Below are 21,717 nucleotides of genomic sequence, written 5' to 3'. Positions count from 1 at the left end.
AAATGAAAAAGCACGTGGCTTAACGTGCTTTGACAAAAGGGTAACATCCGCCGCTGCCGCTTGTCAGCGGCCGTAATGCCGCTACGTTACCGCAGCTTTCGCAGATCGGTTCTGGATACGACTTTAGGGATACGTTCGTGGGGTTCGATGCTGTCGTCCGAGTCTATGTCAGCCGGCGCGGGTGCTACCGGTATGTCGAACTCTTCGGCATCAAAAGCCTTGTCGCCCATTTCGTCCGGCATGCCGGTGGCTTGCAGGCCGGCAAAGTCGAACAAGTCTCTGTCCATTAAATGCGTGGGAACGACCCGCGACAGGGCGCCGAATACATTCAATGACCTTCCGGGAAACCGCTTGTCCCATTCGGCGATCATGCGGCCGACTTCCTTGCGTTTCAGGTTTTCCTGAGAGCCGCACAAATTGCACGGAATAATAGGAAACTGTTTCAGGGTGGAATAGGCAATGAGGTCCTTTTCGGGCACATAGGCCAGGGGCCTGATGACGACATGTTTGCCGTCGTCGGACGCCAGTTTGGGCGGCATCGCCTTCATGCGTCCGCCGTAGAACAAATTCAGGAAAAAAGTGCCCAGTATGTCGTCGCGGTGGTGTCCTAACGCGATCTTGGTAGCGCCCAGCTCGCTTGCGACTCGATACAAGATCCCGCGGCGCAGGCGCGAGCAAAGCGAGCACATTGTCTTTCCCTCGGGTATGACGCGCGTCACGACCGAATAGGTGTCCTGCGTGGCAATGTGATACGGAACGTTGATCGATTCAAGGTACTGGGGCAGGACATGATCGGGGAACCCGGGCTGTTTCTGATCCAGGTTCACCGCAATAATGTCGAAGTCGATGGGCGCGCGTGCTTTCAGCGTAAGCAGGATATCCAGCATGCTGTATGAATCCTTGCCGCCCGACAGGCATACCATGACCTTGTCGCCGTTCTCGATCATGTTGAAGTCGCTGATGGCGCGACCGGTTTCACGGATAAGTCGCTTGACCAGCTTGTTCTCGCTGACACTTCGCTTATGGACGTGTCGATCGGTGTCGTTCGTGCTGGTCTCGCGCGTGTCGGGGGATAAAATATCGGCTTGCATGGCAATAAAAAATAGGTTTAGCGGCTACGGTGCAGCTCGATGCCAACCGCGGCGCAGTCGGAGAATGCCAGCGGTTTGCTGATGCGGATCCTGACGCTTTGCACGTCGGGGAACTCGTTCAATATCCGGGCGACGACGCGTTCGCTTAGTGTTTCCAGTAAATTGACATGAGCCTGCGTACATTCGTCCACGATGGCGTGGCGCAATTGGCGGTAATCCAGCACTGACTGAATATTCTGGTCGTGGACTTCCTGAGAAATATCGACATCGAATTCAGCATCGATATGCAGGGGCTGGGTGGCCCGCAGCTCGTGCTCGAGTATGCCGATACGTGCGTCCAGCGCCAGTTGATTGAAAAAGATTCGTCGAGTGGGCATAAGACCGCCTTGTAGAATTGTTGGAATTGTAGTGCCTTTGGAGCGCACAAGAATCATGTTGGAAAAGATATGAGCCCGAACAGCACCATTTACGATGCACTTATAGTCGGCGCCGGTCCAGCGGGCGTGTCCTGCGCGGTCTGGCTGAAGCGCCTTGGCTTCGTGCCCGCGGTCGTCGAGTCGAAGGAGAAGGTTGGCGGGCTATGTCGCGAGAACCCGTTTCTCGACGAATGGAACGTGGCCTTGCCTGGCATGATGGGGCACCAGGTGGCCGATAACCTTGCCCTTAGCCTGCAACGGGCCGGTGTTCCGCTTTGGCTTTCATGCGCCGCGCGCTATGTCGAGCCCGCAGGGCACGGCTTTTCTGTAACCTGCGAAGGAATAGACGCCCCATTGAGGGCCCGCCATGTAGTGCTTGCCACTGGCGTACGCGCCCGCGGATTGAGTGCTGGCGCGACGACGGCGGGCTACAAGCCCGGCAGCGCGTCGGCGCTTTCGTCCTTGGGGATTCTGGTCGGGCCCGGCGCGCATGTCGTGGCTCAGGACTTTCGGGGCAAACGCGTAGCCATCCTTGGTGGTGGCGACAACGCGTTTGAGAATGCCTTGTACGCCTCGGACCATGGTGCCGCCAAGGTGCATGTCTATGCCCGCACTATTAGGGCGCAGCGACAGTTTCTGCGGAAAATTCAGCCGGCGGACATCAGACTGGGCAGCTATCGCGTCGATACGGTGACGCGCACCGTAAACGATGAGCCTTACGATTTGATTATGGTGTTTTATGGCTGGGAGCCTTGCGTTGGCTTTGTAGAGACCCTGGGGCTGCATCGCAGCGCCCAGGGATTCATCGCCACCGACATGCAGACGGCGCAAGCCAGCTTCCCCGGCATCTATGCCATCGGCGAGGTCGCCCAACGGCAGCATCCTTGTGTTGTCACGGCCCTGGCCGATGGCGTCACAGCGGCCAAGGCCATACAGGCCAGGATCGAAGCAGGGCAGTAAAGCGGCTGGGCCGGCTGCCTTGAATGGGACGGGCGATCAGGCCTTGCGTTCCAGCACGCATTCCGTCGCGGCGGGAGCATTGAGCATGACGTCGAAGGCGCGCAGTTCATCGCGTCGAAATACGAACACGGAGACGACGTCGCCAGGTTGGTAGGTATGCAGTGCGCGTTCCAGCGAGGCGTTGTCCGAAATGCGTATGCCATTTATCGCGACGAGGGCGTCGCCGGCCGACAGGCCGGCGGTGTGCGCGGCGCCGCCTTCATATACGGTGGCCAATTGGGTTTCGCCATGACTACTGCGCACTCGTGCATCCAGCGACGTAACGCCTGCCGCGGGCTTCCATGTCATCGAAATGCCTTGCGATGACAGCAAAGCGTCCAGCGGCACGTCTTCGCGGCCATAAGCATGCCGGGCAATGAAGTCCGATACATCGACGCCCGTCGCTTCGTGCACCAACGCGGGTAGGGCATCTTCCGGCACTCCGGTGCTTGCGCCGCGATAGAAATCGCGGCCATATCGCTCCCAGAGCAGGCGCATTACATCGTCCAGCGAGCGCGTATCGCCCGAATCGCGGCGAATGACGATGTCCAGGCCCATCGCGATGAGCGAGCCTTTGGTGTAATAGCTCACCAGGGCGTTGGGGGAGTTTTCATCCTGCTTGTAATAGCGCGTCCACGCGTCGAAGGAGCTCTCTGCCACGCTTTGCTTGAGGCGCCCGGCCGTGCGATGCACGTTGCTGATGACTTTGCCGATCATGCGCAGATAGTCGGCTTCCGTGATGACGCCGGAACGCAGCAGCATCAGGTCGTCATAGTACGAGGTGAAGCCTTCGAAGACCCAGAGCAGTTCGGTATGCGTTTCGCGGCTTAAATCGTAGGGCGCGAAGCGAGCTGGCTTGATCCGCTTGACGTGCCATGTGTGAAAGTACTCGTGGGATACCAGGCCAAGGAAGGTCTGGTATCCCTCGCCCGCATCCTTCTGGCCCAGTACCGGCAAGTCGCGGCGTGAGGCCATCAATGCGGTCGATGCCCGGTGCTCAAGACCGCCGTAACCGTCGCCGGTGGCCATGGTCATGAACACATAGCGGTCGGAGGAGTCCAGGAACGGGGCCGCTTTGCTGTCGGGTTCGAACAATGCAATCTGAGCTTCGCAGATCTCATGGACGTCGGATGCGATGCGTTCCAGATCAAGGTTGGGAATGACGCCGGTAAAAACCATTTCGTGCAGGGCGCCGTGCGCCGTGAATTGCACGACCTGGGGCGTGCCCATTTCGATGGGGTGGTCGATAAGTGCATCGTAGTCGGGGGCGATGTACATGCCGAAACCGTGTCGCTTCGCCGTGAGAGGATGGGCGTAGGCTTCCAGAAGGCTGGTGTAGACCTTCCACTGACTGGAGTGAGGCGGTGGGCAGAGCTGCACGTGGCAGGGCTCATGAGTCTGGCCGTCGACAGCCAGGAATACAGACGTACCGTTCAGGAAGGCGTGGGATTCATCGATGTGCGCGCCCCGGACGGAGAGGTCCCAGGCATAAAGAGAGTACTCCACGACGAGCGGACCCATGCATGGCGCGCATGACCATGAGTGATTGCCAGTCTTTCGCACAGTAACGGACTGTCCGGCGGCATGTGCTTCTATCGTTTCAACTTGTCGGGAGAAATCTCGAATAAGATAACTGCCTGGAATCCACGCGGGCAATGACAGTTGCTGCCCGTCCGGGTTTGGAGTCTGGATGGTCAGGCTCACCTTGAGTCGATGGCCGGACGGATCAAAAGGCATTACGCTATAAAGTATCGGTTCTTTTTTCATCCCTACATATTACTTTGCAACAAAGGAGACGGCATGGACGCACCATTGGTCAAAACAGAAGTTCGAGGTCGTGTAGCCTTGCTGACGCTTAACAGGCCCAAGGCCCTTAACGCGCTCAGCAACGATGTCATTGGCGAACTGGCCGCCGCCATGAGGGTCTTTGATGCCGATGAAAACATCGGCGCCATGGTGCTTACCGGAAGCGAAAAGGCGTTTGCAGCAGGCGCCGATATCGGCGCCATGCAGGGCTGGTCGTATATGGACGTTTACAAGCAGGACTACCTGGGTGGTGATTGGGAGTCGCTCAAGCGCATACGCAAGCCCATTATCGCAGCCGTCGCCGGCTACGCCCTGGGTGGGGGGTGTGAGCTTGCCATGCAGTGTGACTTTATTATCGCCGCCGAGAACGCGCGCTTCGGCCAGCCGGAAATCAAGCTGGGCGTCATACCTGGATACGGTGGAACCCAGCGCTTGCCGCGCGCGGTCAGCAAAGCGAAGGCCATGGATATGGTGCTTACGGCGCGCATGATGGATGCCCAAGAGGCCGAGCGTGCGGGCCTGGTTTCACGCGTGGTGCCGGCGGAGCGTTTGCTCGACGAGGCGCTCGAGGCGGCCGCTATTATCGCGTCCATGTCCTTGCCGTCGGTCATCATGGCCAAGGAGTGCGTCAATATGGCATACGAAGGTTCGCTGAACGATACGGTGATGTTCGAGCGCCGGAATTTCCACGCGCTTTTTTCGACTGAAGACCAGAAGGAAGGCATGGCGGCATTCGTTGAAAAGCGCAAGCCCGAGTTCAAGCATAAATAACAAAGTGCTTAACGACCACCCTGTGTACGCGATACCCAGGGTGGTCGTTTGATTCCGGCACATGGCGTATTACAATATTGCGCTTCTGCGGCTTGCTTACGGATTAAAAATAAAGTTATACTCTCAGAGTTTGCCGCATTCGGTACAAACCCTTACGGTTGGCTTAATGGCTAGCAGGTCGCGTAACTAACCGGATGATTTGTCGGTATGGAAACAGAAACGCCACTCGTGCTTACCGAGCACGAACGCACAGTAATAAATCGCAGGGCTGGTAGTGGTATTCTTCGTACCCTCGTCGCCCAGGCCGCTATGGCTGCGGTTGCTGTTGTGGTTTCGTGGCTGGTTTCCGGGGGTATGGCCGCTGTTTCCGCTTTGGTTGGTGCGGCTGCCTATTTTGTTCCCAATGCGCTCTTCGCATTGCGTTTGTTGTTAGGCATATTCGGGCCTGTGAAATCAAATCCGTTCACCTTCTTTTTGGGTGAGGCGTTGAAACTTGGTTCCGCAGTTGCCGTGCTGGTCCTGGTTGCATGGCTTGGCCGCGACTGGGTAGTATGGCCTGCTTTATTGTTCGGATTGTTGTGCGTTTTGAAGGGCTACGTCCTATTGCTTGCGTTTCGCAAGTTGCCGTAGCACTACAGATTAATTCATGAGCTTATTGCTCCGGTTACAAGCTTACAGATAAGGTTTCACATGGCTGCCGCTCAGGACATTTCGCCCCAGTCTGCGTATATTCAACACCATTTGGTCCATCTGAACAGCGTCGGTGAAAAACAGTCGGCCGTTGCCGACTTCAGCATCGTTAACTACGACTCCCTGTTCTGGTCCATACTCATGGGCCTGGTGGTTGTGTTTCTTCTGTGGCGCGCCGCTAAGCTGGTCACAAACGGCGTGCCCGGGCGTTTCCAGGCTTCTGTCGAAATGCTGGTCGACATGGTCGAAGAGCAGGCCAAAAGCATCATTCCAAACGCGACTACCCGTCGTTTCGTTTCTCCCCTGGCCCTCACCGTGTTCCTGTGGATCATCCTCATGAATGCGCTTGATCTGGTGCCGGTGGACTTCCTGGCCAATGTCTTCATCTGGACGGGCCTGGGCGACGAACATCATGACATCCTTTACCATCACCGCATTCTGCCTACGGCTGACTTGAACGTGCCCATGGGCATGGCGATGGGCGTGCTTTTGCTGATGTTTTATTACGGCATCAAAATCAAAAGCCCGGGCGGCTTCGTCAAAGAACTCTTTACTGCTCCGTTTCACGCCCACGGCATAGGCGGCCTCGTGCTCGCGCCATTCAACTTCCTGTTGAATTGCATCGAATACGCCGCCAAATCGGTATCCCTGGGTATGCGGTTGTTCGGCAACATGTTTGCCGGCGAGCTTATTTTCATGTTGATTGCCTTGTTGGGCGGCGCATGGACCGGATTTAATGGTGCAAGCATAGGCTTGGGTATTGGTCATGTTGTGGCGGGGTCGGTGTGGGCGATTTTCCACATACTTATCGTGCTGCTGCAGGCGTTTATTTTCATGATGCTGACTCTCGTATATGTGGGTCAGGCTCACGAAGGCCATTAAAAATTTTCGGTTCGGGCAGTTTGGCCTGGCCGGGGTGCGGGATTTTCCTGCAAAATCAGTTTCTTTTGACTTTTTGATTACACGGTTATTAACCAAGGAGTTGTTATGACCAACGTTGCTTTCGTTGCTCTAGCTTGCGGTCTTATTATTGGTCTCGGCGCTTTCGGTGCTTGCATTGGTATCGCTTTGATGGGGGGCAAATATCTGGAAGCTTCTGCTCGTCAGCCTGAACTGATGAACGCGTTACAGACCAAGATGTTCTTGTTGGCCGGTCTTATCGATGCTGCGTTCCTGATCGGTGTTGGTATCGCCATGTTGTTTGCATTCGCTAATCCGTTCGTCGGATAAGCATTGCGGCCCGCCTTGGCGGGTTAAGCAGCCACAGGCGGCCTGGTGAAGGCGGTCTGCGGCATGGACATCAGGTGTTATTCAGCATTGCTGTCTGGCACTATGGGTATTAAAGGGAAACGACCGTGAATTTAAACGCGACTCTCTTTTTTCAGATGATCGTGTTTTTCGTGCTTGGCTGGTTTACGATGAAATTCGTATGGCCTCCTCTCACGAAAGCAATGGATGATCGCCGTCAGAAAATTGCCGATGGCCTCGCGGCCGCCGACAAGGGCAAGGCCGATTTGGCTCAAGCTCAGGCGCGTATCAGCCTAATCGAGGCTTCTGCAAAAACAGAAAACCATGCTCGCATGGTCGAGGCCGAAAAACAGGCTGCGGTGCTTATCGACCAAGCTCGCCGTGAAGGCGAGGCCGAGAAGGCGCGCATCATCGCCCAGGCCGAACAAGACGCAGCCCAGGCGGCTCAGCGTGTTCGTGAGAGCCTGCGTGCCGATGTGGCCATTCTTGCCGTCAAAGGTGCAGAACAGATTCTCAAACGAGAAATCGATGCACAGGCACATGCCGAGCTGTTGAATCAGCTTCAGGCTCAACTCTAAACCAGGGCAGGCCATGGCTGAACTATCGACTATCGCTAGACCGTACGCCGAAGCACTGTTCGCAGCGGCCCGCGACGACCAGGCTGGCCTGGCGTCGTGGTCAGGTCTGGTGGCCGAGCTGGCTCAAGTGGCCAGTCTCGGCGACGTGCGCGAAGCGCTGACAGACCCGCGGCTCAACGCTACCCAGCGTATCGAGCTGTTTGCGGGTCTGATCAAGTCCCCGCTTCCGCCTGCGGCGCGCAACTTCATCGAACTGCTCGTCGGCAACAACCGTATACTGGTGTTGCCTGAAATCGCCGAGCAATTCGAAATTCTCAAAAACCGGCATGAAGGCACGGCGCTGGCTCAAATCAGCACCGCATACGCGCTAAGCGACGAACAGGTCCAGAAGCTCGTGTCCGGCCTAGAAAAAAAGTTTGGTCTCAAACTCAAGCCGGCCGTCACAGTGGATACCGACCTTATCGGTGGTGTACGCGTGATCGTTGGCGACCAAGTACTTGATACTTCTGTGCAGGCCCAGTTGGCCCGCATGCGCGATACCCTGGCCGCCTGAAGCGCGCCAGATAACAGGATTCCAGGAGTCTGAACATGCAACTTAATCCGTCAGAGATCAGCGAGCTGCTCAAAAGCCGCATCGAAGGCTTGGGCGCGTCGACCGACGTACGTACTCAGGGCACGGTCGTTTCCGTGACCGACGGTATTACCCGCATCCACGGTTTGTCCGACGTGATGCAGGGCGAAATGCTTGAATTTCCGAATAACGTGTTCGGTCTTGCGCTCAACCTCGAGCGTGACTCTGTTGGCGCTGTTATTCTGGGTGATTACACCGGTGTGTCGGAAGGCGACCCGGTCAAAACCACTGGCCGCATTCTTGAAGTGCCGGTCGGACCTGAATTGCGCGGCCGCGTCGTTGACGCGCTGGGCGTTCCCATCGATGGCAAAGGCCCAATCAACGCCAAAGCCACCGACATCATCGAAAAAGTAGCTCCCGGCGTTATTGCCCGTAAATCGGTATCGCAACCTTTGCAAACCGGTATCAAGGCAATTGACTCCATGGTGCCTATCGGCCGTGGCCAGCGCGAGCTGATCATTGGCGATCGTCAAACAGGTAAAACCGCTGTTGCCGTCGATACCATCATCAGCCAGAAGGGCAAGAACGTTACCTGCGTGTACGTAGCCATCGGCCAGAAGGCATCGACCATCAACAACGTGGTGCGCAAGCTCGAAGAGCATGGCGCGCTGGAATACACCATCATCGTTGCCGCCGCGGCGTCCGACTCTGCTGCCATGCAGTATCTTTCGGCCTACTCGGGTTGCACCATGGGCGAGTACTTCCGTGACCGTGGTGAAGACGCGCTGATCATATACGACGATTTGACCAAGCAAGCTTGGGCCTATCGCCAGGTGTCGTTGCTCTTGCGCCGTCCCCCAGGCCGTGAAGCCTACCCCGGTGACGTGTTCTACCTGCACTCCCGTTTGCTGGAACGTGCCGCTCGCGTCAACGAAGAGTATGTCGAGAACTTCACGAAGGGTGCCGTCAAGGGCAAAACAGGTTCGCTGACAGCGCTGCCTATCATTGAAACTCAGGCTGGTGACGTTTCCGCTTTCGTTCCGACTAACGTGATTTCGATTACCGACGGTCAGATCTTTCTTGAAACCGACTTGTTCAACGCCGGCGTGCGTCCTGCCATTAACGCGGGTATTTCGGTTTCGCGTGTGGGCGGTGCGGCACAAACCAAGGTCGTCAAGAAGATGTCCGGTGGTATCCGTACCGACTTGGCTCAGTATCGTGAATTGGCTGCGTTTGCACAGTTCGCCTCCGACCTGGACGACGCTACGCGCCGTCAGCTCGAACGCGGCAAACGCGTGGTCGAGCTGCTCAAGCAGCCGCAGTACCAGCCTTTGCAGGTTTGGGAACTGGCAATCACGCTGTTTGCGGTCAATAACGGCTACCTGGATGACCTCGAAGTTGGACAGGTCCTGTCTTTCGAAAAGGCACTGAAGGATTACCTGAAGTCCCGGCACGAAGGCATGATCCAGCGCATCGAGGACACGAAAGAATTGTCCAAAGATGACGAAGCTGAATTGGTCGCAGCCATACAAGAGTTCAAAAAGCACGGTGCTTTTTAAGTTTGACTGGCGAGGCTGCTCAGGCATTTGCTTAAGCAGCCATACGCACGGCGGAATCGCGCAAGCGATTCCGCTATAACGCCCTTTCAGGAAAGAGCGATGGCCGGAATTAAGGAAATTCGAACCAAGATCAAGAGCGTGCAAAACACGCGCAAGATCACTAAAGCCATGGAGATGGTGGCTGCATCCAAAATGCGCAAGGCGCAGGAACGGATGCGTGCAGGCCGTCCCTATGCAACCAAGGTACGGGATATTGCCGCCAACTTGATGCAGGCGCACCCCGACTACTCGCATCCCTATATGGACGAACGTCCCAATGTTCGTGGCGTAGGTATTGTGGTGGTCAGCACCGACAAGGGTTTGTGTGGCGGCCTCAATACCAACATCATGCGGCTGGTCTTGGCTCGTCTGAAAGAGTTCGAAAAGCAGGGCATCAAGGTGCAGGCGACGGCTTTGGGCAACAAGGGCGCTGGCGTATTGACCCGCATCGGCGCAAACTTGGTTTCGCAAGAAGTGCAACTTGGCGATACACCCAATCTGGCCCGCCTGATTGGCGCCTTGAAGGTCCAGATCGACGACTTCATGGACGGCAAGATCGACGCTATCTACATAGCGACAAATCGATTCGTGAACACCATGAAGCAGGATCCCAGCTTTATTCGGCTGTTGCCGTTGCCTAGTGGTTTGAAAGATCCTTTTCAGTCGGAAAGTGTGATTGAACAAGCCGACACGGGCGCTGCCAAGCCGAGCTACGGATGGGATTACATCTACGAGCCCGACTCCAAGTCCGTCATTGACGACCTGTTGATGCGTTACGTAGAAGGCCTGGTGTATCAAGCTGTCGCCGAAAATATGGCCTCCGAGCAATCGGCTCGCATGGTGGCCATGAAATCGGCATCCGACAATGCCAAGAAAGTCATTGGCGAACTGGAACTGGTTTACAACAAAACCCGCCAGGCCGCTATTACCAAAGAAATTTCAGAAATCGTGGGGGGCGCTGCCGCTGTTTAAGCTTAAACAGAAAGGCATCCCGTCAAAGATATTTAGCAAGGACTAAACATGAGCAACGGTACCATCGTTCAGTGCATCGGCGCCGTGGTGGATATTCAGTTCCCCCGCGACAGCATTCCAAAAATCTACGACGCTCTCAAGCTCGCGGACGAAAGTTCGGCATTTGCCGAAGCTGGCCTCACATTCGAAGTTCAGCAACAGCTGGGCGACGGCGTAGTTCGCACGATTGCCATGGGCTCCAGCGACGGACTGCGTCGTGGCATGTCCGTGGCCAATTCGGGTGCGCCCATTTCTGTGCCTGTGGGTCTGGGTACGTTGGGTCGCATCATGGATGTGCTCGGTCGTCCCATCGACGAACGCGGCCCTATCCAAAGCGATGAACTGCGCTCCATCCACCAAGACGCTCCCAAGTTCGACGAACTGTCTCCTTCGGTAGAACTGCTTGAAACCGGCATCAAGGTTATTGACCTAGTATGCCCGTTCGCCAAGGGCGGTAAAGTTGGCCTGTTCGGCGGCGCCGGCGTGGGCAAGACAGTGAACATGCTTGAACTCATCAATAACATCGCCAAGGCACATAGCGGCTTGTCAGTGTTTGCCGGTGTGGGTGAGCGGACCCGTGAAGGTAATGACTTCTATCACGAAATGGCGGAAGCCGGCGTCATCAAGCTGGATAACCTCGCAGAATCGAAAGTTGCGATGGTGTTCGGTCAAATGAACGAGCCCCCAGGCAACCGCTTGCGTGTGGCGCTTTCCGGCCTGACTATGGCCGAGAAGTTCCGCGACGAGGGCCGTGACATCCTGTTCTTCGTCGACAATATCTATCGCTACACACTGGCCGGAACCGAAGTATCGGCGCTGCTGGGTCGTATGCCTTCGGCCGTGGGCTACCAGCCTACGCTTGCCGAGGAAATGGGTAAGCTGCAAGAGCGTATTACGTCCACCAAGAAGGGCTCGATCACATCCATCCAGGCCGTTTACGTTCCTGCCGATGACTTGACCGATCCTTCACCTGCAACGACGTTCCAGCATTTGGATTCCACCGTTGTGTTGTCACGTGATATTGCCGCTTTGGGTATTTATCCTGCGGTCGACCCGCTCGATTCCAGCAGCCGTCAGCTTGATCCCCAGGTGGTCGGCGAAGAGCATTACGCAATTGCCCGCGGTGTCCAGCAAACGCTCCAACGCTACAAAGAATTGCGTGACATCATCGCGATTCTGGGTATGGACGAGCTGTCCCCCGAAGACAAGCAGGCTGTTGCCCGTGCACGCAAGATCCAGCGCTTTCTGTCCCAGCCTTTCCACGTGGCCGAAGTCTTTACGGGTTCACCAGGCAAGTACGTGCCATTGGCAGAAACGCTGCGCGGCTTTAAAATGATTGTCGACGGCGAGTGCGATGCCTTGCCCGAGCAGGCTTTCTACATGGTTGGTTCTATCGACGAAGCCTTCGAGAAAGCCAAGAAACTCCAATAAGGATTACACATGGCCTACTTGAATGTTGATGTGGTCAGCGCTGAAGAATCGATTTTCTCCGGCGAGGCCAAGTTCGTCGCATTGCCGGGCGAGTCGGGTGAACTGGGCATCTTGCCCGGCCACACCCCGCTTATTTCGCGCATTCGTCCCGGAACGGTCAAGGTGGTGCTGGCTGACGGTTCCGAGGTAAACATCTTCGTGGCGGGCGGCATCCTCGAGATCCAACCCGGTGCGGTTACGGTGTTGTCCGATACGGCAATACGCGCGGAAGACCTCGATGAAGCCAAGGCATTGGAAGCGCGCAAGCGCGCCGAAGAGGCCTTGCGCAACACCAAGGACAAGGCTGATATCGCCGTGGTCGAAGCTGAGCTCGCCATGCTTGCCGCCCAGGCGGCAGCAGCGCGCAGGCTCAGCCAGGTACGGCGCTCGCATTAGAAACGACTCACGTCGCTACGGCGGCGTGTGAAAGCACAAAGGGCATCCTGCGGGGTGCCCTTTGTGCTTTGCGGTGGAGCGTGGGTAGTTACCGAGTTATTAGTTTTGCGAATTGCCTGTCCGTTACCTCGTGATTATTCTCTCCGTGTAGCGTAACTATCAATACGCTTTACCTACCGGAGAACCCAATGAGAGAATATCTGGACTGTGCGGTGTTAAGCACTACATGCAGCACCTCGTGGGTCGAGCCTTGGCTCGATTCCTATTCCGGCAACAGGCTGCAACTGCACGTCCTCGATGTCCACGATATTCGTCGCCCCGAATCGGTGGTCGCGCTGGTCACGTCTTCAATGCGCCTACGGCGTTTCGACGCATGCCTGATTCCGGTACATGAACAGAATCTGGCATGGGCACGCACCGCCTTGTCCGCAGCTCACGGCGTATTGCAAACGCCAGTGCTCGCGTTGGCCCGCAACCTCAAGGCTGCAGCCTTGAACGATTTACGCGCGCTGGGTTTGGCCGATTTCATACGCGAGCCCGTCTGCGCCGAAGAGCTTCGGGCACGTATCGAACGCCTGCTCGATGGCAAGCGCTACCATGCCGCCGTGTCGCCCGATCGTCCCGGGATCAGTGAAATCACCGGGCAATACCGGGAAAGCCCACCGCTTGCCCGCCAAGAGGCAATCTGCGCTACTATCCTTGATCGCACCGGACTTGAACTCGACGCATTTGCCGCTGCTTCCGCTAGCCAATGCGCTACCTCAAAGGAATCATTTCGGGCCGCCAAAGGCAAGGTCATCGAACGATTCGAGCGCGCATACATTACGGCAGCACTCGGGCGGCATTCTGGCAATATCGCCATGGCTGCCAGGGCCGCCCAAAAGCATCGGCGGGCGTTTTGGGCGCTTATGCGCAAGCACGAGATCGATGCCACGCCATTTCGTGGCGAGCCTGTCCCCATCCGCAACAGAGACGGTTAAAATCGGGGATCTTAGAAAAGGATAGACGTGATTGCACCTATTTTGAAAAACGATATCTTCCTGCGTTCGCTCATGCGCGAACCGGTTCCCTATACGCCCTTATGGCTTATGCGCCAGGCAGGGCGTTACCTGCCCGAATACAACGAGACCCGCGCCCGTGCTGGATCCTTCCTGGCGTTGGCGCAAAATCGGGAATACGCCTGTGAAGTCACCCTCCAGCCGCTACAGCGTTTCGATCTGGATGCGGCCATCCTGTTTTCCGACATCCTGACCGTCCCCCACGCCATGGGGTTGGGCCTGGATTTCGTCGCAGGCGAGGGCCCACGGTTCGCGCACCCGGTTCGCCATGAAGACGACGTAAAAAGGTTGGCGGTTCCCGATCTGTCCAAATTGCAGTATGTATTCGATGCTATCTCACTGATACGCAAGGAACTCGATGGCAAGGTGCCGCTCATCGGTTTCGCGGGCAGTCCATGGACGGTAGGCTGCTATATGGTCGAGGGCCAGGGATCCAGTGACTACCTGCTTATCAAGACCATGCTGTACAGTCGTCCCGACTTGCTGCATCGTATATTGGAAATCAATGCGAAGGCCACACTGGCATATCTCAATGCGCAGATTCAGGCCGGTGCCCAGGCGGTCATGATTTTTGACAGCTGGGGCGGCGTGCTGGCCGACGGCTTGTTTCAGGAATTCTCACTGAACTATACGCGCCAGGTCGTGCAAGGACTCATACGCGAGCATGAAGGCCGCGTTGTGCCGTCCATTGTATTCACCAAAGGCGGTGCCCAATGGATAGAGCAAATCGCCGCGTGTGGGTGTGCCGCTGTCGGCCTGGACTGGACCGCCAACCTCGCCCAGATACGCCAGCGAACCGGCGATTCGGTTGCGCTGCAAGGCAACCTTGATCCCATGGCTTTGCTGGGTGGCGACGTAGCAATCCGCGCTCAGGCGCGACGCGTCATTGATGACTTCGGGCCCGTCAACAAGGGCGGCCATGTCTTTAATCTTGGCCACGGAATCTCGCGTTTCACGCCGCCCGAGGCTGTATCGGTGTTGGTGGACGAAGTACATACCTATAGCCGAACCAAGCATCAAATCTGAAGAAAATCAAGGGCGAAAGCCCTTATTTTCGATTGATTCTTAAAGGTTGTGCACAATTGCCAGTGACTTGCCCATGTGCGCTTAGTGGCTTAGTTACTGTTTAGGTTATTTGCGTAATCCATTGTTTTTACATGATAAATTCAATTTTTTGTTGCGCTGCCAAAAAATTATCCCTGTCATCGTGTTGACTTTTACGAAGTTGTGCTGAAGTTCTCCCCAAAGTTATCCACAGGCACGCGCGTCCAGCTCAGGAAAGCGCTTGGTACCTGCCTTTGCAGCGCTCAGCAAGAATTCACTTGAAGTATTAATGTCAGAAATCAGTGTCGCGGATTCGCCATCCAATTCCATCGCACCGACGGGTGAGACCAAATTTTGGATACGCGTCGCACTCGATGTTCCATTACAGGCTTTGTTCGATTATCGGGCGGGGGGGTCCGTTCCGGTTGGTACAAGAGTCATCGTGCCATTCGGACGCCGCAAGCTGGTCGGCATTGTCGTGGCCCTGCCAAACGTGCCCGCGCTTGATCCCCGGCAAATCAAAGATGTAGACCAAGTGCTGGATGACACGCCACCTATGCCAGCCGACTGGCTGCGTCTCGCTTCGTTTGCCGCCAGATATTATCAACGCCCACTGGGTGAAGTCATGCTGCCGGCATTGCCCCCCAGCTTGCGTAAGGTCACGGCCTACCAGGGTAAGCGTTCAGCGGGTGGACCGGTACAGCGTATGGACAGCCGCAGAAAGAAAAGTGTCGCCGCGCCGGCACATCCGGACACCCAGCCGGAATTGAATCCCGAACAGGCGGCGGCTGCCGGTGCCATTGGTGCAGTGCAGGGTCACAAGACTACTCTTTTATATGGTGTTACGGGCAGTGGCAAGACCGAGGTCTACCTGCATGCTGCACAAGCGGCATTAGAGCGAGGACAGCAGGTTCTCTTTCTCGTCCCTGAAATCAACCTGACTCCGCAGCTCGAAGCGTCGCTGCGTGCCCGACTGACCGGGCTGGCCGGCCCGGATTCCCTTGCTGTCATGCATAGCGGACTGGCCGATGGCGAACGCCTGCAGGCATGGATTAGCATCCAGCGGGGCACGGCGCGCATCCTGCTTGGAACCCGTCTTGCCATTTTTGCCCCCATGCCCGACCTGGGTTTGATTATTGTTGATGAAGAGCACGACACCTCTTACAAGCAGCAAGACGGTTTGCGGTATTCCGCCCGTGATCTCGCTGTCTGGCGTGCGCGCGACAGGAATATACCGGTGGTGCTCGGGTCCGCGACGCCTTCACTCGAGAGCTGGAATCACGCGGACCGCGGACACTATCAACGTCATACACTCGCTCGGCGCGCCCGCGATGTAGAACTGCCCAAGGTCAGGCTGGTGGACACACGGCGGCTGGCTATGAAAGAGGGGTTCTCGCCGCAGTTGATTACGGCGCTTGGCGAACGCCTTGAACGTGGGGAGCAGTCGCTTATATTCATTAATCGCCGCGGTTACGCGCCTGTGCTCAATTGCGCGTCTTGCGGGTGGGTAAGCAATTGCCCACGCTGCACCGCTTATACCGTGCTGCATCGAGGCGGTGCGCGGCATAATCACCTGCAGTGCCATCATTGCGGCTATCAGGCCCGGGTGCCGCGCGCCTGTCCCGATTGCGGAGACCAGGATCTCAAGCCCATGGGGCGGGGTACGCAACGGGTCGAGGAGCATCTGGCCGAACTGTTCCCGAGCGCCCGCATTGCCCGCATCGATGCGGATAGTACGCGTCTGAAAGGCAGCGCCGCCGCATTGTTTGCCAAAGTCCATGCCGGAGAGGTCGATTTGTTGGTGGGTACGCAAATGGTGGCAAAGGGGCACGATTTTGCGAACCTGGGACTGGTCGGAGTGCTGAATGCCGATGCCATGCTGTTCGCCCAGGATTTTCGTGCGCCCGAACGCCTATTTGCACAGCTCATGCAAGTGGCGGGGCGAGCAGGGCGGCATGTCACCGGCGGCGAGGTCATCATCCAGACCGACTATCCCGAACAAGCGGTTTATCAGGCCCTGCTTGAGCATAATTATCCGGGTTTCGCCGACTACGGACTTGCCGAAAGGAAAGCGGTAGGGCTTCCTCCCTACGCCTTCCAGGCGCTGTTGACGGCCGAAGCCAGGGAGCTTTCGGCAGCCCTGGCTTTTCTTGCGGATGCGCGTACGTTACCAGCCCAGGATCCGCAGGGCTTTCATACGGCATCCGCCGTTACCTTGTACGATCCGGTGCCATTGCGCGTCGTGCGTGTCGCCAATATCGAGCGAGCCCAGTTGCTCGTCGAAAGTGCGAATCGGCCAGCCTTGCAGGCATTCCTGGCCGCATGGTCTCTGGCTTTGGGGAGTCTCGCTCGCGATCTGCGCGTACGGTATAACCTTGAAGTCGATCCGCTGGAAATATAGAAAGGTCAGCATTGAATTCGTCCCGAGGTCATACCGTAGCTTCCGATCTGAATGCAACGCAGCGTGAGGCTGTGCTGTATCTGGATGGCCCTTGTCTGGTGCTGGCCGGCGCGGGCAGCGGAAAGACACGCGTGATTACGCAGAAGATCGCTTACTTATTGCGCGAGTGCGGTTATTCAGCCAAGCAAGTGGTGGCGCTGACCTTCACCAACAAGGCCGCGCGCGAAATGAATGAGCGGGTAAAGCTGCTGGTCGATCCGAAATTGGCCAAAGGCCTTACGGTCAGCACTTTCCATTCTCTTGGCCTGCGCTTCTTGCGTGAAGAAGCCATACACGCCGGCCTGAAACCGCAATTTTCCATACTCGACTCCACGGATGCCCTGGGGATTATTCAGGAACTTCTGGCCACCACCGATAAGGCACGCCTAAGGGCTGTGCAGCAGAATATTTCCTTATGGAAGAACGCCCTGATGGATCCGGATGCGGCCGATCGCAGCGCTGCAAGCGCCAGCGAAGTCGAAGCGGCGAAAATCTATCGAAGCTATAGCGCGACGCTGGTGGCCTATCAGTCTGTGGATTTCGATGACTTGATCAGATTGCCCGCAATGCTGCTGGAGCATAACGCCGAAGTACGGCAACGCTGGCAGGCAAGGGTGCATTACCTGTTGGTCGACGAATATCAGGATACCAACGTTTGCCAGTATCGGCTGGTGCAATGGTTGACCGGTGATCGCGCCATGCTGACCGCTGTGGGCGACGACGACCAGGCCATTTACGCCTGGCGTGGTGCGACGGTCGAAAACCTTGCCAAGCTGACCACCGATTATCCGGCGCTGAAGATAATAAAGCTGGAGCAGAACTACCGCTCAGTCCAGCGCATTCTTTCCGCTGCGAATCAGGTTATCAGCAAGAATCCCAACCTGTTCGGCAAGAAGCTCTGGTCTGACCTGGGGATGGGGGAAGCCATACAAGTCACGGCCATGGACAGCGAGGAAAGCGAAGCCGAGTCGATAGCGGTACGGCTGTCGGCCGGCCGGTTCGAGCGGCAGGCGGAATGGCGGGATTTTGCCGTACTTTATCGTAGCAATCATCAAGCGCGCGCGCTGGAGCAGGCACTGCGCAACCTCCGGATTCCGTACACCATCTCCGGAGGTCAAAGCTTCTTCGACAAGGCTGAAATTCGCGATATCCTGGCGTATTTACGCTTGGTGTCCAACGACAGCGACGATCCCGCATTCATCAGGGCTGTGACAACGCCACGACGCGGTATCGGACAGCAAACCTTGCAAACCCTGGGCCAGTTCGCTGCGGAGCGCCAACTGTCACTGTTCGAGGCCATTTTCGAAATCGGCTCCACCGAAAGGCTCGCTTCCAAGCAGCTGGAGCCGTTGCAGGTTTTCGGCACATTTATACAACGCATCCAGGCGCGCGCCGGGCGCAAAGGTGTTGCGTTGCGGGTCATACCCGGTAGCGGCAACCTGTTCGGCAGCGATGACGGCTTGAACGAAATTGGCGTGGACGGCGCCAAAGATGATTCAGCGGGTGCCTTACTGGACGATTTGCTCAATACCATCCAGTACGAACGCTATCTCTACGATACGTTGGAAGAGCGTCCTGCCCAGACACGCTGGCAGAACGTGATGGAACTCATCAGTTGGCTGAAACGCAAGGCTTCGGAAGACGAACTCACATTGCTGCAGCTGGTGCAGCATGTCGCCCTGGTGACGATGCTGGAACGCTCGGAAGACGAAGACCCAGACGCCGTCAAGCTATCGACGCTGCATGCTTCCAAGGGTTTGGAATACCCGCACGTGTTCCTGGCCGGGGTGGAAGAGGGCCTGCTGCCGCATCTGGGGCGCGACGAAGAAGATTCGGACCCCGCTACCGCTGCCGAGGCAATGGCCTTGCGCATCCAGGAAGAACGACGTTTGATGTATGTCGGCATTACACGTGCCCAGCGCAGCTTGCACCTGACCTGGTGCAAGAAACGACGTCGGGCTCGCGAAGATGTTGTTCGCGAGCGCTCGCGCTTCATCGAAGAAATGGGCCTGGCCGAAGTCAAGCTGGAAGAAGATCCTGCTACGCGGGCGCTAAGTCCGAAGGACCGTCTCGGAATGCTCAAGGCATTGCTTAACAAGGCGTGAACTAACGAAAACGGAAAAGGGGCCCCCACGCTGCGCCTTCGGCTTGCTGCCAGCTGGAGTGCTTTTGAAGTGGCCTGACAACAAAAAGCCCACCACAAATTGGCAGGCTCTTTACTAAGCGCTTTTTCACATGCGCTGTACTACATGACTACCTGATGCTGCTTACCACGCGGTACGCGTGTAACGTGCGTCTTTAGCGCGTGCTTCGTCTAGAGCTTGGGTCACGTCAATCATGTACTGGGCGAAAGCCGACAAGCTGGATTTGATTCCGCTTGCTACTTTCGTGGCCACGGCCATGATGGAGACTGCTTCGCCATTGCTCAAGGAGTCGCGCATCAGGTCACGCTCGATCGAATCACTTAAGCGGCTATCGGAACTGAATGAAATACTCGACATAATTTACTCACCTTTAAAAGAGCTTTACTGACAGAACTCATTATAGGGTTTTCCCTAGGATATAGCTAGGGAAAACCCTAATCTCTTTCTAAGGTGTTGAAAGTGCTGTTTTTTAACCACGAAAGCAATGCCAGCTCGGCATCGCCCCAGGTCCGGGCGTTCAGGACTGACTGGACTTGCGGTCAAAGAATAGCCGAAAGGCTGCCTGTGCTTCTTCCGACTTGAGTCGCTCGGTGAAAAGGTCGCGTTCTTTATCGAACGTACGCATCAGTTCCGCACGTCCGGGTTCGCGCAGCATCCGTTTGCTGATCCGCAATGCTTCGGCGGGCTGCCGTCCAAGGACGTCAGCAGCCGCCTGTGCCTCGTTCAACGCGTGGCCGGGCGGTGAGACCGCGGTAATGAAGCCGCTTTCATAAGCCTCCGCGGCGTCGAATTGCCTGCCAAGCAACAGCCAGTCGCTGGCGCGGCGTGCCCCGACCAGCTGGGCCAGCAAAGTGCTGGAGCCGCCTTCGGGACATAGTCCAAGCGAAACAAAAGGCATGGAAAATTGTGCGGTTTCGCCGGCATAGACAAAATCGCAATGTTGAAGCAGCGTTACACCCACGCCGACTGCGTGCCCTTCCACCGCGGCAATCACCGGAACGTCCACGTTGGCGAGCGTACGCAGAAATGCGAGTGCGGGACTGTCCGTCAGGCTGCGTGTCGCCTGGAATTCGCTCAGGTCATTACCAGCCGTGAAACAGTCGCCGGCACCCGTCAGGATGACGGCATGGCATGCCGGATCTGCCTGTGCCGCTTGCAGGCCCTGATCCAACGCCTGGTACATGGAGCCGGTCAGGGCATTGCGTCGTTCCGGGCGGTTGATGGTCAAGGTCATGCAGGATCCTTCTAGGCGGCTTACTATCATGCTCGTGCCTCCGCGAATGAATCGCCCAGAACCGAAGAAGCTTCGCGATACTCTTGCTTTAGTTTTTCCACGATCGTCTCGACCGACGAGATGCTGTCTATGCTTCCTACGCCCTGTCCGGCGCCCCATATATCGCGCCATGCCTTGGTACGGGTGCTGCCGAAATCGGTACCGTCCGGGTTCGAGGCGGGCAGTGCGTCGGGGTCCAGTCCGGCTGCGGCAATGCTGGGTTTCAGATAATTGCCAGGGATACCCGTAAAGAACGGCGTGTAGATGACATCACTGGCCTGGGCATTTACCAGCATTTGCTTGTAGGCTTCCTGGGCTTGCGCCTCGTGGCTTGCAATGAAGCGGGTGCCAATGTAGGCGAAATCGGCGCCCATGGCGCGAGCAGCCAGCACGTCGTGGCCGCGCGAGATGGCACCTGATAGTGCGATGGGGCCGTCGAATATTTTTCGCACCTCTGCCAGTAATGCAAAGGGACTCAATGTGCCGGCATGGCCACCGGCCCCCGAACACACGAGTATCAGCCCATCTACCCCGGCGTCGAGCGCTTTGCGCGCATGGCGCATGGTCGTCACGTCGTGAAAGACTTTGCCGCCCCATCCGTGCACGGCGTCGACCACTTCGTTGGGCGCACGCAGGCTGGTAATGATAAGAGGCACTTTATGGTCGGCGCAGACGGCAAGGTCCTCGGACAACCTGTCGTTTGATTTATGGATGATATGGTTGATGGCGTAGGGTGCGACGATACGCCCGGGTTCACGCCGCTTCAGTTCGGCCAGCGCCGTGTCGATCTGGGTAAGCCATTCCGCGAGCTTGCTCTGCGGGCGTGCGTTCAGGGCGGGCATGGAACCGATGATGCCGCTGGCGCACTGCGCGATAAGCAGATCGGGACCCGAGACAATGAACATGGGTGCCGATATGACCGGAAGCGTGAGTTGTTGGTAAAGCTGGGTAACCAGTGTGCGGGGCATTCGTTGATTCTCCGGAAAGATGTACATTGCTGCACGGCACCCGCTGTGGTCTGCCGGCGCGCCCACTTATTCTAGGGCTAAACGACCGCCTGATGAGAAGCGAGGGTGCGCCACGCACACGCAGCGATCATATGAGGCAAAATAC

The 21,717-nt window shown here is 56.9% G+C and carries 21 protein-coding genes; 15 read left to right on the top strand and 6 right to left on the bottom strand.

Annotation, left to right across the window (positions count from 1 at the left end; translation table 11 throughout):
• Positions 1 to 86 precede the first annotated feature (86 nt).
• A complete protein-coding gene (gene ttcA / locus CR159_RS08685; RefSeq protein ID WP_102073601.1) occupies positions 87 to 1,091 on the bottom strand; it encodes a tRNA 2-thiocytidine(32) synthetase TtcA in 1,005 nt (334 codons plus the stop codon).
• Between the two features lie 17 nt (positions 1,092 to 1,108).
• On the bottom strand, positions 1,109 to 1,468 hold the full coding sequence (gene folB / locus CR159_RS08680; protein ID WP_102073600.1) for a dihydroneopterin aldolase: 360 nt from the start codon (positions 1,466 to 1,468) through the stop codon (positions 1,109 to 1,111).
• Positions 1,469 to 1,537: 69 nt separating this feature from the next.
• Between folB and CR159_RS08675 the strand changes: the two genes are divergently transcribed.
• Positions 1,538 to 2,467 carry an NAD(P)/FAD-dependent oxidoreductase gene (locus CR159_RS08675; protein WP_102073599.1) on the top strand — a complete coding sequence of 310 codons (930 nt, stop codon included), beginning with the start codon at positions 1,538 to 1,540 and terminating at the stop codon, positions 2,465 to 2,467.
• 36 nt (positions 2,468 to 2,503) lie between these two features.
• On the opposite strand, the gene CR159_RS08670 is transcribed toward CR159_RS08675, so the two are convergent.
• On the bottom strand, positions 2,504 to 4,273 hold the full coding sequence (locus CR159_RS08670; RefSeq protein ID WP_102073598.1) for a M61 family metallopeptidase: 1,770 nt from the start codon (positions 4,271 to 4,273) through the stop codon (positions 2,504 to 2,506).
• A gap of 33 nt (positions 4,274 to 4,306) precedes the next feature.
• Here CR159_RS08670 and CR159_RS08665 point away from each other — a divergent pair, with 33 nt between their 5' ends.
• The 14 genes from CR159_RS08665 (at position 4,307) to CR159_RS08600 (ending at position 19,292) form a co-directional block, all read left to right on the top strand.
• The gene (locus CR159_RS08665; RefSeq protein ID WP_102073597.1) at positions 4,307 to 5,083 is read left to right on the top strand and encodes an enoyl-CoA hydratase; all 777 of its coding nucleotides are present in this window, start codon (positions 4,307 to 4,309) and stop codon (positions 5,081 to 5,083) included.
• A 207-nt stretch (positions 5,084 to 5,290) separates the two neighbouring features.
• Positions 5,291 to 5,713: an ATP synthase subunit I gene (locus tag CR159_RS08660; protein ID WP_102073596.1), complete on the top strand. Its 423-nt coding sequence runs from the start codon at positions 5,291 to 5,293 to the stop codon at positions 5,711 to 5,713.
• Positions 5,714 to 5,773: 60 nt separating this feature from the next.
• Positions 5,774 to 6,655, top strand: coding sequence for a F0F1 ATP synthase subunit A (gene atpB / locus CR159_RS08655; RefSeq protein ID WP_102073595.1), 882 nt, complete (start codon positions 5,774 to 5,776; stop codon positions 6,653 to 6,655).
• A 105-nt stretch (positions 6,656 to 6,760) separates the two neighbouring features.
• Positions 6,761 to 7,003 carry a F0F1 ATP synthase subunit C gene (atpE, locus tag CR159_RS08650; RefSeq protein ID WP_073102520.1) on the top strand — a complete coding sequence of 81 codons (243 nt, stop codon included), beginning with the start codon at positions 6,761 to 6,763 and terminating at the stop codon, positions 7,001 to 7,003.
• Between the two features lie 125 nt (positions 7,004 to 7,128).
• Entirely contained in the window at positions 7,129 to 7,599 is a 471-nt protein-coding gene (locus CR159_RS08645; protein WP_102073594.1) for a F0F1 ATP synthase subunit B, read from the top strand.
• A 13-nt stretch (positions 7,600 to 7,612) separates the two neighbouring features.
• The gene (locus tag CR159_RS08640; RefSeq protein ID WP_102073593.1) at positions 7,613 to 8,152 is read left to right on the top strand and encodes a F0F1 ATP synthase subunit delta; all 540 of its coding nucleotides are present in this window, start codon (positions 7,613 to 7,615) and stop codon (positions 8,150 to 8,152) included.
• A gap of 35 nt (positions 8,153 to 8,187) precedes the next feature.
• On the top strand, positions 8,188 to 9,729 hold the full coding sequence (atpA, locus tag CR159_RS08635; protein WP_102073592.1) for a F0F1 ATP synthase subunit alpha: 1,542 nt from the start codon (positions 8,188 to 8,190) through the stop codon (positions 9,727 to 9,729).
• A gap of 99 nt (positions 9,730 to 9,828) precedes the next feature.
• Positions 9,829 to 10,740, top strand: a complete 912-nt coding sequence (gene atpG / locus CR159_RS08630; protein ID WP_102073591.1) for a F0F1 ATP synthase subunit gamma — start codon at positions 9,829 to 9,831, stop codon at positions 10,738 to 10,740.
• Positions 10,741 to 10,788: 48 nt separating this feature from the next.
• A complete protein-coding gene (gene atpD, locus CR159_RS08625; protein ID WP_102073590.1) occupies positions 10,789 to 12,210 on the top strand; it encodes a F0F1 ATP synthase subunit beta in 1,422 nt (473 codons plus the stop codon).
• A gap of 9 nt (positions 12,211 to 12,219) precedes the next feature.
• On the top strand, positions 12,220 to 12,645 hold the full coding sequence (locus CR159_RS08620; RefSeq protein WP_102073589.1) for a F0F1 ATP synthase subunit epsilon: 426 nt from the start codon (positions 12,220 to 12,222) through the stop codon (positions 12,643 to 12,645).
• Between the two features lie 188 nt (positions 12,646 to 12,833).
• The gene (locus CR159_RS08615; protein ID WP_102073588.1) at positions 12,834 to 13,625 is read left to right on the top strand and encodes a hypothetical protein; all 792 of its coding nucleotides are present in this window, start codon (positions 12,834 to 12,836) and stop codon (positions 13,623 to 13,625) included.
• A 27-nt stretch (positions 13,626 to 13,652) separates the two neighbouring features.
• Positions 13,653 to 14,729 (top strand): uroporphyrinogen decarboxylase, encoded by a 1,077-nt coding sequence (gene hemE / locus CR159_RS08610; protein ID WP_102073587.1) that lies wholly within the window; start codon positions 13,653 to 13,655, stop codon positions 14,727 to 14,729.
• 316 nt (positions 14,730 to 15,045) lie between these two features.
• A complete protein-coding gene (locus tag CR159_RS08605) occupies positions 15,046 to 17,148 on the top strand; it encodes a primosomal protein N' (RefSeq protein ID WP_439650507.1) in 2,103 nt (700 codons plus the stop codon).
• An 11-nt stretch (positions 17,149 to 17,159) separates the two neighbouring features.
• Positions 17,160 to 19,292, top strand: a complete 2,133-nt coding sequence (locus tag CR159_RS08600) for a UvrD-helicase domain-containing protein (protein WP_102073586.1) — start codon at positions 17,160 to 17,162, stop codon at positions 19,290 to 19,292.
• Positions 19,293 to 19,454: 162 nt separating this feature from the next.
• On the opposite strand, the gene CR159_RS08595 is transcribed toward CR159_RS08600, so the two are convergent.
• The 3 genes from CR159_RS08595 to CR159_RS08585 all read right to left on the bottom strand — a co-directional run bounded on the left by CR159_RS08595 (position 19,455) and on the right by CR159_RS08585 (position 21,572).
• A complete protein-coding gene (locus CR159_RS08595) occupies positions 19,455 to 19,688 on the bottom strand; it encodes a hypothetical protein (protein WP_102073585.1) in 234 nt (77 codons plus the stop codon).
• 160 nt (positions 19,689 to 19,848) lie between these two features.
• A complete protein-coding gene (locus CR159_RS08590; protein WP_233208226.1) occupies positions 19,849 to 20,565 on the bottom strand; it encodes an enoyl-CoA hydratase-related protein in 717 nt (238 codons plus the stop codon).
• A 26-nt stretch (positions 20,566 to 20,591) separates the two neighbouring features.
• Positions 20,592 to 21,572 (bottom strand): NAD(P)H-dependent flavin oxidoreductase, encoded by a 981-nt coding sequence (locus CR159_RS08585; protein ID WP_102073583.1) that lies wholly within the window; start codon positions 21,570 to 21,572, stop codon positions 20,592 to 20,594.
• Positions 21,573 to 21,717 lie beyond the last annotated feature (145 nt).

This window comes from Pollutimonas subterranea (assembly GCF_002849655.1).
In the GTDB taxonomy this organism is placed as follows: domain Bacteria; phylum Pseudomonadota; class Gammaproteobacteria; order Burkholderiales; family Burkholderiaceae_B; genus Pollutimonas; species Pollutimonas subterranea.
The sequence above is the reverse complement of the archived record's forward strand: the minus strand, read 5'-3'. Positions and strand labels throughout refer to the sequence as shown.

Excerpts from the sequence above, each read along its gene's own strand:
- ttcA (WP_102073601.1), bottom strand. The coding sequence starts at position 1,091 with ATGCAAGCCGATATTTTATCCCCCGACACGCGCGAGACCAGCACGAAC.
- folB (WP_102073600.1), bottom strand. The coding sequence starts at position 1,468 with ATGCCCACTCGACGAATCTTTTTCAATCAACTGGCGCTGGACGCACGT.
- CR159_RS08675 (WP_102073599.1), top strand. The coding sequence starts at position 1,538 with ATGAGCCCGAACAGCACCATTTACGATGCACTTATAGTCGGCGCCGGT.
- CR159_RS08670 (WP_102073598.1), bottom strand. The coding sequence starts at position 4,273 with ATGAAAAAAGAACCGATACTTTATAGCGTAATGCCTTTTGATCCGTCC.
- CR159_RS08665 (WP_102073597.1), top strand. The coding sequence starts at position 4,307 with ATGGACGCACCATTGGTCAAAACAGAAGTTCGAGGTCGTGTAGCCTTG.
- CR159_RS08660 (WP_102073596.1), top strand. The coding sequence starts at position 5,291 with ATGGAAACAGAAACGCCACTCGTGCTTACCGAGCACGAACGCACAGTA.
- atpB (WP_102073595.1), top strand. The coding sequence starts at position 5,774 with ATGGCTGCCGCTCAGGACATTTCGCCCCAGTCTGCGTATATTCAACAC.
- atpE (WP_073102520.1), top strand. The coding sequence starts at position 6,761 with ATGACCAACGTTGCTTTCGTTGCTCTAGCTTGCGGTCTTATTATTGGT.
- CR159_RS08640 (WP_102073593.1), top strand. The coding sequence starts at position 7,613 with ATGGCTGAACTATCGACTATCGCTAGACCGTACGCCGAAGCACTGTTC.
- atpA (WP_102073592.1), top strand. The coding sequence starts at position 8,188 with ATGCAACTTAATCCGTCAGAGATCAGCGAGCTGCTCAAAAGCCGCATC.
- atpG (WP_102073591.1), top strand. The coding sequence starts at position 9,829 with ATGGCCGGAATTAAGGAAATTCGAACCAAGATCAAGAGCGTGCAAAAC.
- atpD (WP_102073590.1), top strand. The coding sequence starts at position 10,789 with ATGAGCAACGGTACCATCGTTCAGTGCATCGGCGCCGTGGTGGATATT.
- CR159_RS08620 (WP_102073589.1), top strand. The coding sequence starts at position 12,220 with ATGGCCTACTTGAATGTTGATGTGGTCAGCGCTGAAGAATCGATTTTC.
- CR159_RS08615 (WP_102073588.1), top strand. The coding sequence starts at position 12,834 with ATGAGAGAATATCTGGACTGTGCGGTGTTAAGCACTACATGCAGCACC.
- CR159_RS08595 (WP_102073585.1), bottom strand. The coding sequence starts at position 19,688 with ATGTCGAGTATTTCATTCAGTTCCGATAGCCGCTTAAGTGATTCGATC.
- CR159_RS08590 (WP_233208226.1), bottom strand. The coding sequence starts at position 20,565 with ATGACCTTGACCATCAACCGCCCGGAACGACGCAATGCCCTGACCGGC.
- CR159_RS08585 (WP_102073583.1), bottom strand. The coding sequence starts at position 21,572 with ATGCCCCGCACACTGGTTACCCAGCTTTACCAACAACTCACGCTTCCG.